Below are 12,563 nucleotides of genomic sequence, written 5' to 3' on the forward strand. Positions count from 1 at the left end.
CCGAACTAATCATAATAACATTATTTCCTTGCTCAATATCCACATCGTTTAAAGAACGTCCTTTTAACAATTTCACTTTATTTGCAACGAAATATTCCTCCTCTAATCCTTTAACATTTACCAAATCTTTTTTATCATTTATATCCAATGTCTCCATACTTGAATTCATCTTAATTACATGTAAGATTTCAGGGATTTTTCTTATTTCAAAAATATCTTCTTCTGTCAACTTTGGCTTTTCTTCCGATTTCATATCAAATGAATCGTTTATATCAGGACTATAATTAACAGAAATCATATTACTACCCGTACCAACAAATTGTGATTTTAATGAAGCTTCTCCGCCCTGCCCAATCGCAACAACGGTAATAATAGAACCTACACCAATAATAATTCCAAGCATTGTAAGACCTGAGCGTAATTTATGAGCTAAAATAGAAGATAAAGCAATTTTTATACTATCTAATAAACTCATACTGCACACCTTCTATCTTCTGTGATTTCCCCATCTCTTAACAAAATACGTCTTGAAGAATACTCAGCTACCTCTTCTTCATGTGTAACCATAACAATCGTCGTACCTTCTGCATTAAGATTCGTGAAAATATCCATAACTTGTTCACCAGACTTTGTATCAAGCGCACCCGTCGGCTCATCAGCCATAATAAACCTTGGACTATTCGCAATCGATCTTGCAATAGCTACACGTTGTTTCTGTCCACCCGATAGCTCACTCGGTAAATGATGAACCCTGTCTGATAAACCAACTTTACTAAGTGTTTCAAGCGCTCTTTGACGGCGTTCTGATTTCTTCACACCTCTATAGATAAGCGGAAGTTCAACGTTTTCTACTGCGGAAAGACGAGGTAATAAGTTAAAATGCTGAAATACAAATCCAATATATTCATTACGAATTAAAGCAAGCTTTGACTCATCTGCCGTTAAGATATTCACATCATTCAAAATATATTTACCTTCTGTTGGCCGATCTAAACAACCAATAATGTTCATAAGCGTTGATTTACCAGAACCAGACGGTCCCATAATAGAAACGAACTCGCCTCTTTGAATTGTTAAACTAATACCATGTAAAATTGGCACAGCCAGCTTTCCCTGGTAATATGTTTTAGAAATATTATTTAACGTAATCATTTCCTTTGCACTTCCATTCCGTCATACACGTTGTCAGAAGGATTTTTAACTACCTTTTGCCCCACTGTTACGCCTTCAGTAATCTCTGTCCAATCTCCATCAGTAGCACCTTTTTTAACATTTTGTTTACGAAGCTTTCCTTTTTCTTCGATATAAACAAATGTATCATCGTCTTTTTCTACAATGCTCTTGCTTGGAACAGCAATCATCGTCTTATTCTCTAAGTTTACTTGTAATGAAACATGGTAACCTGGAGATAAACCGTCTTGACTATCAAGACTTGCTTTATATGTATATTGAGACATATTTTGAGTTGCTTCACCTACACCACCAGCTTGACCCATCTCTGCACTCGTTGGGAATTCACTTACCTCTGTAATCTTACCTGTCCACTTCTTCTTATTATTTGCTTTCGCAGTTACAGTAAATGTTTGATCCTTTTGGATTTGTGACTTCTGAAGCTCTGTTAAAGTCCCTTGGACTTGGAACTTGTCTTTAGAAGCAACTTGTAAAAATGCCTTCCCTTGTCCACCTAACGCTTGAGATGAACTTTGCGCCGCATCTTTATCTAACTTTTGAACAACACCAGCAAAATTACTATAAATCGTAAGCTCTTTCTGCTTTTTATTTAACTCTTCTTTCTGTAACTTCCCTTTCTCTTTCTCAAGGTCAGTTGTTTTTTGCGCTATTTCTAACTCACTTACTTGCTCTTCCATCGGATCTGTTACTTCTTTCCCAGCTCCGCTATCTTTCACCTTCTTAATTTCTTTCTTAAGCGAATCAATCTTCTTTTTCCCTTGATCATAACGCATATCTGCCATCTTCTGATCAAGCTCAGCTTGCTTCATTTGAAGATTAATCTCTTCATTATCATAAGAGAATAACTTCGTACCTTTCTCTACCTCTTGTCCCTCTTTTACCTCAATATCTTTCACTTTTCCTTTAGCCGAATCCCCATAGAAACTTTCAATATTCCCAGGCTTCACCTGACCAGAAACTAACTTCGTATTATTCAGCTTACGCTCTGTCACTTTCTCAAAACTTACAGCATCTGTATTCGTTATACTTTTCTTCTTACCATGCATCATATAAATATTAATAAACACAACAATAGAAATTAACAAAAGAGAACCAATAATAATAATAAAACGTTTTTGTTTTTTTCTCTTTAAATGAACTTTATCTAAAATCATAATTTTCTCCTTTAAACCGTGTTTTTTAAAACTATTTAAATTTTTATACAATAGTAAAAATTAGTCAATCTAAAATTCTCAATATGCAATTATGCATAAAAGTAGAAAATTAAATGTATATTCTGATATCCTAATGGAGGAATTAATTCTAAAATTTGTAATATTCAGGAGGAATTTGGGATGTTATTTAACGTTGTGTCAAAATTAGGTTGGACAGGGATTAGTATTGGAACAGCTAATGCACTTATCGGAGCACTTATGACTGGTAGTGATATCTGGACTGCAATTTCAGTTGCTGGTTTAGCATTTGGTGGTGGAATTGGTACAGCTATTTCTACAATTGGTAGAAAAGCTATCATGGAAGTAGTAGAAAAAGTAGGCAAAAAGAAAGCTGCACAGTGGTAATATAAAATAATAAATGCTTTTAGAAATATTTATATTTCTAAAAGCATTTACCATAAAGACATAATTCATCGGGGTAATAAAAATGTGGAAAACTCTATCTGTATATATAAAACTTAATTTCAAGTATACTCTAAAAAGAAAAATTGAAGTATTAGACAAAAAAATATTTAGTAAATTAAAAATCGATACAAAAAAATATTTCGTTTTAACTTTAGCAATTTTATACTTAATTGAATGCGCTTTATTAATGTCTATAAGTGGATTAATAACAAATCAACTAAAAAAAGCTTTTTCAATAGAATCTGTAGTTTATTATTACTACGCTTTTTTATTTTTATACGCTTCATTCCTTCCAATAATTTCAAGAACCTTCAAATTAATAACCCCATTTGACAAAGATTTATTATTTAAATCGCCACTACATAATAATAAAATTTATATAATGCTATGGCTAAATGATTTTATAAAAAATAGTCCAAGTTTCCTAACTTATATTGCCATAGGTATAGGAATTAGCTTTCATCTTAATAACAAATTATCATTTTATACAATTACAATTTGTTTAATCTTAATTAGCACTATAATTTCTTATATCTCACAACATATTTATATAAGTTTAAAAGTAAAAATGATTCAACAAGGCTATGGATATAAAGCTTTTATAAGTTCAATATTTATAGGGGTTTTCACCTTATTCGTAACAATCCTTATTGCAAAATTATTTATCAATCTAAGTGTTCCATCTTTTAAACTATTAATCAATAAAATTAAATTGAATCATTCTTTTACTTGGGAAAACTTTTTATCAATACTAAACAATACAATGCTCAGTATAGGTGAATTTATTAGAACTATCATCGATAGTTGGGCACCTAGCGCAATAGCTACTAGAATACTTTTTAATAACTTACAAAAAACAGATATCAAACTAATCCTATTATTAATATTAATAATAATTATTATGTTACCAATAACTCATAAAAAATCAGGATTTTGGTATAGAACAGAATTTAATAAAATTGTCACTAAAGTAAGTGGATGGATCCCACATTATGGTGTTTTTTTACAAAAAATAACAAAAGATTATTTAGTTAAAGTACAACTAAAAAAATTATTTAGAGACAACGAACAATTATCTAAACATTATACGTTCTTTTTTATTGATTTTAGTATTTGGATGTTTGGAGGATTAGCTTTTACTTTATCAAACTATAGTTCTTCTGAACTTTTCCAACTATTCGGAAGTTGTTTTATTATACATGCAATTACTAGAGATGCATTTTCATCAGGAAATACTCTATTCCCTGGACACTTAAATTTCGACTCAGATGGGAGAAGTGTTAAAATTTTTCGTCTATCTGGAACAAATCTATACAAATTATACAAAGCAAAAATTAAAACACAACGTTTATTAGGAATACATGAATCATTAATAGGTTTATTAATAGTAATAACTATATTCAAGACAAATTATTACACATTATCTATAATAGGTCTGATTTTTATATTGAATTTAATAGTGAGCCCACACTTCTCATTATTACCATCATATATTAGTCCACACTATAAAAGACAACATTATACGGAAACCGGAACTTATAAAGAACAAGAGATTCTTGGCGATTCAATTTTCAATCGAATCACAAATTTGATAAATATAGCTATTACATTTCCCTTTTTAGTAGCTTATTTAGCAAATATAAAATTTATATACTTCTATATAATATATAGTCTATGGATAATACTTATAATAATAATTGCAATAATATTTATACATCTAACATGTAAAAAAAATAGTTCATTGATTAATAAAGGAGATATTATTTCATGATCCTAAAACCTTTAAAAAAACAATTTATTTTAGCAGCATTAATATATTTCGGAACAGTATTATTTGGAGTTTTTTCATATTTTATAGTTCCATATGATTTAGGGGAAATGGGAATTAATACTAAGACTAATTGGTTAGAATATTTCATTCATAATGGAACAATTAATCTAATAATTATATTTAGCTTTTTATCACTTGGTTTAATAACTGTTGGTTCACTTTTGTTAAATGGCATAGTAATGGGATATATGTTTGGTCATGCAATTCAAACAAATGCTGTAATGAAATTTTTATTATTATTAGCCCCCCATGGAATCATAGAAATTCCAACTGCATGGTTAGCTAGTGCGGTATCCTTTTTTATCATTTCATATACTATAAAAAAGATAAAAAACAAAGAAAAAATAGATTTTAAATTTCTTATATTTACAATTTTAAAATACACAATTATAACTGAAATTTTAATTCTTATTGCAGGAATTATTGAAGAAAACATAACTTTAATCTCATAAAACAAGGAGTGTTTACCATTTTATTGGAAGTGTGTAACGTTAATAAAGATTATGGAGATAAAACTATTATTGAAAATTTAAATTTAAATTTGAATAATAAAGAAATCATAGCAATTATGGGTTCCAATGGAATAGGAAAAACTACATTACTAAACATAATTACAGGATTAATAAGACCTGATTCAGGAGAAATTTATATAAAAAAAATAAACCCTTTTGATGATGTAAAAGCAAGAAAACATATTGGATATATACCTATAGACGGTTTTTTATATGATCATTTAAACGCTTATGAAAATCTTGAAATGATAGCAAATTTATATGGTATAAATTTCAAAGATATTGATATTATAATGCTTCTAGAACAAGTTGGATTAGAGTTAACCGATGCAAAAAAAGCAACAGGAACATATTCCTTAGGTATGAAACAAAAACTTAATTTCGCATGTGGACTTATACATAATCCTGATATAATAATACTAGATGAACCATTCAATGGATTAGATCCTAATTCTACAAAAAATTTCAAAAAATTACTAAAAAAATTATCTCAAACAGGAAAAGGTATAATATTTACAAGTCATCTTCCTGAAACAATTATAGAACTTGCAAATAAAGTTGTAATAATGAACAATAAAAAAATTACTGCTCAACAGGAGTTAAACGAAAATAGTAATGTAGCAAAACTATTAGAATGGTTTGAAGAAACATTACATAAAAAGGAGTCTGAAAATAAATGAACCCTCAAAAATCAAAAAAAAATTCTAACATTAATTTTTCTGAAATTTTCGCACTAATCTTCAGTATATGTATTTGTATTTATTTCTTTGGATTTAATTTTAAAATCATTTCTTTATCATTAGGATCACTATTAATATACTTCCTAATTAAATTTATACAAAGAAAAAAATAATAGGAGATTATACAATGAATACACAACCAAATAATAATAACCAAAATGTAAACACTAAACTGTCAAATATTATTACTAATCCAAACACAAAACTATTAAAAATAAAAGATACACCTAAATTTGGATTATCTTTAATTATCAATATTATATTTACAATGATAATAACTGTAATAACCAGTTACTATATGCTAAAAGACCCTTCCATTGTCCAAAATGATGCATTTAAAAATATAGAAGGTATATCTTCTAAAAGTATAGAAAATATTGTTTTAGTTATTGGTGGTATACAAAGTATTTTTACAGTAATAATAAATATATTAATTACCTCTCTGTTTACCTTATTATTTGTTAAAATCTTTAAAGGAAAAATAAATTTCAAACAATCGTTTTCTTTAAATACCAATATCTTTACAATCAGTGTATTATCTTCAGCATTCACATTGTTAATATATGTAATATTTGGTTTAAATCCTGCAACATCTCCTACTAGTTTAAGTACATTAATTACTGAAGATGGATTTTTAAAAGGATTTATCAATCATATAAGCTTATTTAATATTTGGTCTACTTACATTCTTGTATTAGGATTAAAAATCATAGGAAAATTAGCTTCAAATAAAGCATGGACTATTGCTATGATTTTCTTCATATTCAGCTCTATAGTGGAAGGCATTTCTATGATGATAAAATAATTAAAATTTAAAAAACAAAAAGAAGAACAAACTAAGAAATAATCTTATTTGTTCTTTTTTTATTCAAATTAAAAGTAAAACTTCTGAATAAAAGATGACTCAAAACATTAACCATCTTTCATAGCCAAATACCAATATTCTTATAACCATGAACAAAGTAGAAATTAAGTGTAGAATTCTAAAAAAGAAAAAGGGGGGGCAAGCTACAAGTTTGACATTCCAAATCCCAAAAACGTTGTTTTTGACCCGATAAAAGAATCCTACAACCTTTACCCTTTTTTCGGTCTCAACATCTCATTTCTCTTCCAAAAACAGTTGTCACTTTGCTCGATTTCCTATTTTTATGAAAGTAAACTTTTAAATATTAGTTTACATTCATTTCCCTTTAAACATTGACTTCTCACTGATTCCCCTGATATCCTCAATTTACACAACAAAAGTATACATTCAAAACAATATAAACAAAGAGGTCGAAAATCCATGAATAAAAAACCACATCTTATTGATGTCCAACCCATTAGAAGTAAAGAACAGATCGAAGATATGAAATGGAGTCTTAAACGTCATTGTTCCGAACGAGACTATATTCACTTTCTTATTGGAATTCATACAGGACTACGTGTAAGTGATCTACTCCAACTTGAAACGCAAACTATACTAAAGTTAAAACGAAAGAAAAGAAAGGAATTCAAAATCAAAGAAGGAAAAACAAAGAAAGAACGCATGATTAACCTTACTTCCATTTTTGAAGAGGTATACTCTTATGCTCAAACTCTAGATAACACCTGGTTATTCCCTTCTCGAAAAGGAAATCAACCCATTAGTAAGATCCAGGCTTATCGACAATTGCAAAAAGCCGGAGATTTTGCCGGTGTAGAGTCTATCGGTACCCATACCATGCGCAAAACCTTCGGCTATTGGTTCTATAAACAAACAAAAGACGTAGCTATGTTGCAAGAAATACTTAATCACAGTACACCACAAATAACATTAAAATATATTGGAATTAACAAAGAAGAAAAAGACAATATTTTAGATACATTCCATATTTAATCTAAAATTATAAATAATAATATAAATTTTTGATATGGTGTATAAACAAAAAGGAGAAAAAAATGAAAAACACTAAAGAATTCTGGATAGAAATCAAAGAAGATTTAAAAATACCAATCATATTATTAATCTGTATATTTTTTCTTACAGTTATTGCTTCTATTTTCTTTGAAAAAGTACCTATTTTAATTCATTTAGGCATCTATAAAAATGAGAATTTCTGGGAAAGTTTTATAATCAATTTACATAATTCAATATTAGATGTTTTACTGTTCGGTATCTTCTTCACTTTCATTGCTAAAAGAATTGCTTGGAAACGTGAAATTCAACAATATGAAGATATAATAAGTGAAAATAGAAATTTAAATTCACAAGATGTCCCACATAAAATATCTCAATGTATTAAAAGGCTAAATAATTATGGAATCACTGAAATAAACTTAACAAAATGCAATTTATCTGGTTCTATTTTAGAAATAATTAACAACAAAATAATAAAACTAGACAATTCAAAATTAATGGGTTCCAACTTAGAAAATGTTCGTATGAAAAAAATAAGTTTAGAAGGTGCTAACTTAAAAGGAGTTACTCTAAAAAACAGTGATCTATCTTCAGCAAACTTAATGAACTCTCAATTAAGAAATATTAAATGCGATAACACAAATTGTAAAAACACAAATTTCACAAATGCTGATCTACTGAGAGCTAAACTAGAAAATTCTAATTTTCAAAATGCAAATTTTAAAAATACAGATTTAAAAGAAGTAAGCTTCAAAAATTCTACATTTCAAGATGCAAATTTTTTAGGAGTAATTAACTTAAATATTGAGGATTTAATGGAAGCAAAATCATTAAGAAAAATCAAAATTGAATCTGATAAACTAGAATACATCAAAAATAATAAACCAAATCTACTTGATTAAAAACTCTGCTAGGCTTAAAAAACTATAAAATAATTTTCTAAGCCTAGCAGGGTTTGAACCTGCTTCTTCCATAAAATGGATGTTTTAAACCGTATTAAACTATAGGAGTAATTCAAAACTAACAAATATAGATGAAAAAGTAAACTATAAATATAACAAGAATAATAATAGCAAGGGAATGCTTGTAAACTGATCTATACTGCATTCCCTTATTGTATGTATGCTATATTCTTATTCGCCTTTTTCTAACAGTAGAACCACGAATCTTGGCGAAGACATTGGTTTTTGCCCTGTCCTGGGGTCCGTCCTCGCTTTTTATTCCACGGTTCCCTTGACCACAAGCCTCCGAACCCTCAAACTCCCAAAGCTAACCCCAGCGGGCAAAAACCGCCCTTCTGGGGCCACCCCTGGCGAGTTTGCATGAGGGTTCCCCTCATCGTCAAGGAACTTTCGCGGCATAAACGCCAGGACTCAGATTATAAATCTCAAAAAATCATTTTCCAAATAACCTCGCAAAAAAACCTTTTGATTCCGTAGATGCTGTTAATGATTTTGTTTCTTGTACTTCACGAATTGTTTCAAGCAATTTCTGATCCCGTTTCTCTAACTTATTATCAATATAGTCTTGTTGCTTTTGTAATTGTTCAATTAACAATTTATTAAATTCTTCTTGTTTCTCACTATATTCTCTAAGTTTACTAACTTCATTTTTTAATGATTTTAATTCCTCAGCTAAAATCTCCCCAGCTTCCTTACTAGGAACAGGCTTTATACTCTCTCCACCTGTAGCAAAATAATGTTCAATTTGTTTTATTGAATAGTTCTGTTCTCGATGTAATTGTTTAACCATCTTCATTTGCTCAAGTGCTTTTTCATCAAAAATATTGTAACCTGACTCGTTTTTCTCTAAAGGAATATATGTCTTTAATTCTTTCATCCAATTCCTTATAACATTTGGTGATTCATTTAAACATAATGCAACTTCTCTAACAGTCATCGCTATATAACCTGGGTTTTCTCCACCTAGGTATTCACTTTTATCCATCTTTTTACCCACCTTTAAAACCTAGATAAAAACCTAGATATTTTTAATACCAATGGTTATTTTTAAAAAAATCAACCTTGGAACCTAGGTATTAAACCTAGGTTTTTACTAAGTCATTCTACTAAAGTTTATATCCTCCTGTCATATAAAAATAACGATTTTTTTCTTTGTTTATTTTATATTCCGTTTTCTTCTTAATACATGATTATTTAACCTATACAGCCAAGAACATGGCCGCGCCACAAAGTATTTGCTAATACTTTGCAACAAACCACGATCAGAATCACATTCCTATTTTTTTAACATAGTAAATTTCAGCTAAAAGATAAGTCATTTTATAAAATTGGAAATTCCGAATCAAAAAAGAAAGAAGAGCATAAGGGTTTTTTGGGCCCAACTAGGGGTTGGGACTAGGCGGAGCCTAGCTTAAACGTGGGTACAAGAAAATTTCCAGAATGTCCACTCACTGACGACACAAAACCCTCCAAATGTCCCCATTATGTCCCTAGATGTAGACTCAGTGAGTACACAAAGTCCCTTTGATGTCTCCAAATGAGTACTCACTAACGACATGATATTTTTAATAAATTGCAATCAAACATTACTTTAAAATACTAAAAGAAAACAATAAGCATTAATTAAATCTGTAATTTAGAAACAAATAACACCAAAATACAAAACGCTATTCTGGCGCTTCAGGATCCTTTCTAAAGAATATAAATCTAAAACAATACTATTTGTCTTAAAAACAAAAAAACACACTTAAAAAGCAAAATAAACAGGTTTAAAAGAAGGTTTCTCTTTGCTTTTGGGGTTGAGGCTGGTTCGTCGTGTGGGGACGAGCCCCCACGTATTACGTATCTATCAATGTGGTAAGTGAAATTATTAAGCGAAGGCACTAGCGGTTCGGCTCGTATAATAACAAATTCAAGCCGATGATCATGATAGTTGCTTTTGGATGTATCGGCTTGGTGATATCCAAACTCGAGCCGAAAAAAGTTCCGCAAGGATGTAGCAAAGCGAAAAGGGTGGAGATTTTCTGTAGCAAAGCGCAAGAAAATACTACCCGTTTCTTGCGGAACTTTTAGCTATTACTATATAGAGTAAGAAGGGACAAGTACAGTAAAGTAGAAAAAAAACAATAATATCAAGGGTTTCAGGATTTTTCGTACTTACCGTTTTTGGTAAGTAAACTTACCGTTTTTGGTAAGTACGAAAATACTAAAAAAGTCTACTAATTAAAGTAGACTTAAAATAATTTTATAGGTAAATTTTTGAGTTGTTTTGGAACCTTTCTAAACATTGCTTTAAGTGTTGGATTAACTTCATCTCTATTTCCTGAAAACATGATGTGAGGATTTATAAATAATGCATATGCTCTAACATTATTATCATCAACACCACTCTCTGAACGAGCTATAATACCTTTATCAATTAGATTTCTAACTAACGGACTAACTTTAGTTTCATGTCTTCCAATTTTTTTAGCTAATTCTCTCTGAGTTAATGGAATTTGTTCTTTCGAATTAATATCTCCAACCAAACAATTACTTAAAAAACCTACACACATTGAAATATCTAATAAAAATACTTTCTCAGCATTTGTTAAATAATCAATTTCAAATAAATATTGGATATTTTGCTGAATGATTTGAACAAATTTTGCTTTGTTTTTTATTTTACGTTCAGGAACTAATCTCATTCCCCTTGAACTAGCTTTTGCTTGAAGCTCATTGGCTATGTACATCTCTTCTTCTGACAAGATCTTTGAATTCTCGATATCTCTTAATCTTGCATTTTTTTCAGCCTGTTCTAAATTGCCGATATTTGTCATAATCCTTCTCCTCTTTTCTAAGATTTTCAACTAGAGAAGAGGAACATTTTATGTTATGATTCTTATAGAAATTAAAAATAAAGGTATTCAAAAAACCTCTCCTCTAATTGTTTGTTTGGTCACTTTCAATTATAACATGAGAGGTTTTTTTATTACATAAATTAAAAAATCTTAAATTATGATATTGTTATTATTCATAGCGTAATGCTTCAATTGGATCTAATTTCGCTGCTTTATTCGCTGGAATTAATCCAAAAATAATACCTAACACCATAGAAAATAACACCCCTCCAACAACAACATTCCAAGAAACAAGTGGTGGCCATTTTGCAATTGATGAAACAATATATGCACCACTATATCCAAGACCTATACCTACTAAACCACCTAAAAGTGTTAACATAACAGCTTCAATTAAGAATTGTAACAATATTTTACCACGTGTCGCTCCAAGAGCTTTACGTATCCCAATTTCACGAGTGCGTTCTGTTACAGATACAAGCATAATATTCATTACACCAATACCACCAACAATCAATGAAATACTAGCAATACCACCAATAATCATTGTCATAATATTTGTCATTTGAGAAATACTTTCTTGAATTTCTTTTAAATTCATAACCTCATATTTCCCTGTAAACTCAATAGGCTTACGACTATTTAATACATTCGCTGTTTTTTTTCCAGCCTCATCTAAATTATCTACATTTTTAGCTTGAACAGAAATACTATTAATTTCTTCTGTCCCATATAATGTCGGCCATAAGGAAAGCGGAATTAATGCTTCAGAATCTCCCATTTCCATAAATCCTTCTTCTGCTTTATATACACCAATAATTTGCATTGGTTGACCTTTTAATTCCATGATTTTTCCAATAGGGTTTTCTGATTTAAATATTTTTTTTTCTACACCCGAACTAATCATAATAACATTATTTCCTTGCTCAATATCCACATCGTTTAAAGAACGTCCTTTTAACAATTTCACTTTATTTGCAACGAAATAT

General features: G+C 29.6%; 13 protein-coding genes. 7 read left to right on the forward strand and 6 right to left on the reverse strand.

The features are described 5' to 3' along the window. From ATL10_RS29310 to ATL10_RS29320, 3 genes are all read right to left on the reverse strand, one after another. The coding region (locus ATL10_RS29310) for an ABC transporter permease (RefSeq protein WP_142670032.1) at window positions 1-475 on the reverse strand (475 nt) is incomplete at its 3' end. Beyond that, window positions 472-1,152, reverse strand: a complete 681-nt coding sequence (locus tag ATL10_RS29315) for an ABC transporter ATP-binding protein (protein ID WP_097924762.1) — start codon at window positions 1,150-1,152, stop codon at window positions 472-474. The genes ATL10_RS29310 and ATL10_RS29315, both read right to left, overlap by 4 nt. Beyond that, window positions 1,149-2,345 carry an efflux RND transporter periplasmic adaptor subunit gene (locus tag ATL10_RS29320; protein ID WP_097924764.1) on the reverse strand — a complete coding sequence of 399 codons (1,197 nt, stop codon included), beginning with the start codon at window positions 2,343-2,345 and terminating at the stop codon, window positions 1,149-1,151. Before ATL10_RS29320 ends, ATL10_RS29315 begins: the two co-directional genes overlap by 4 nt. A gap of 180 nt (window positions 2,346-2,525) precedes the next feature. Here ATL10_RS29320 and ATL10_RS29325 point away from each other — a divergent pair, with 180 nt between their 5' ends. The 7 genes from ATL10_RS29325 (at window position 2,526) to ATL10_RS29355 (ending at window position 8,674) form a co-directional block, all read left to right on the forward strand. Then, window positions 2,526-2,750 carry a putative cyclic bacteriocin gene (locus tag ATL10_RS29325; protein ID WP_097924766.1) on the forward strand — a complete coding sequence of 75 codons (225 nt, stop codon included), beginning with the start codon at window positions 2,526-2,528 and terminating at the stop codon, window positions 2,748-2,750. Window positions 2,751-2,832: 82 nt separating this feature from the next. Then, complete coding sequence (locus tag ATL10_RS29330; RefSeq protein ID WP_097924768.1) at window positions 2,833-4,581, forward strand: hypothetical protein; 1,749 nt, start codon at window positions 2,833-2,835, stop codon at window positions 4,579-4,581. Continuing rightward, entirely contained in the window at window positions 4,578-5,093 is a 516-nt protein-coding gene (locus ATL10_RS29335; protein ID WP_051633644.1) for a stage II sporulation protein M, read from the forward strand. Before ATL10_RS29330 ends, ATL10_RS29335 begins: the two co-directional genes overlap by 4 nt. A 29-nt stretch (window positions 5,094-5,122) precedes the next feature. Then, window positions 5,123-5,833 (forward strand): ABC transporter ATP-binding protein, encoded by a 711-nt coding sequence (locus tag ATL10_RS29340; protein WP_142670033.1) that lies wholly within the window; start codon window positions 5,123-5,125, stop codon window positions 5,831-5,833. Window positions 5,834-6,020: 187 nt separating this feature from the next. Beyond that, window positions 6,021-6,698 (forward strand): YknW family membrane protein, encoded by a 678-nt coding sequence (gene yknW / locus ATL10_RS29345; RefSeq protein WP_097924770.1) that lies wholly within the window; start codon window positions 6,021-6,023, stop codon window positions 6,696-6,698. A 480-nt stretch (window positions 6,699-7,178) separates the two neighbouring features. Further along, entirely contained in the window at window positions 7,179-7,751 is a 573-nt protein-coding gene (locus ATL10_RS29350) for a tyrosine-type recombinase/integrase (RefSeq protein WP_098289768.1), read from the forward strand. A 62-nt stretch (window positions 7,752-7,813) separates the two neighbouring features. Next, window positions 7,814-8,674 (forward strand): pentapeptide repeat-containing protein, encoded by an 861-nt coding sequence (locus tag ATL10_RS29355; RefSeq protein ID WP_097924755.1) that lies wholly within the window; start codon window positions 7,814-7,816, stop codon window positions 8,672-8,674. Between the two features lie 493 nt (window positions 8,675-9,167). Here the strand turns inward: ATL10_RS29355 and ATL10_RS29360 are convergent, their stop codons facing one another. The 3 genes from ATL10_RS29360 to ATL10_RS29370 form a co-directional block, all read right to left on the reverse strand. Next, entirely contained in the window at window positions 9,168-9,719 is a 552-nt protein-coding gene (locus ATL10_RS29360; protein ID WP_097924757.1) for a MerR family transcriptional regulator, read from the reverse strand. 1,249 nt (window positions 9,720-10,968) lie between these two features. Further along, window positions 10,969-11,553, reverse strand: coding sequence for a MarR family transcriptional regulator (locus tag ATL10_RS29365; protein ID WP_097924759.1), 585 nt, complete (start codon window positions 11,551-11,553; stop codon window positions 10,969-10,971). Window positions 11,554-11,743: 190 nt separating this feature from the next. Beyond that, a partial coding sequence (locus ATL10_RS29370) for an ABC transporter permease (RefSeq protein ID WP_110498149.1) occupies window positions 11,744-12,563 on the reverse strand: 820 nt, incomplete at its 5' end.

This window comes from Bacillus sp. 196mf (assembly GCF_003217275.1).
Classification (GTDB): Bacteria; Bacillota; Bacilli; order Bacillales; family Bacillaceae_G; genus Bacillus_A; species Bacillus_A thuringiensis_S.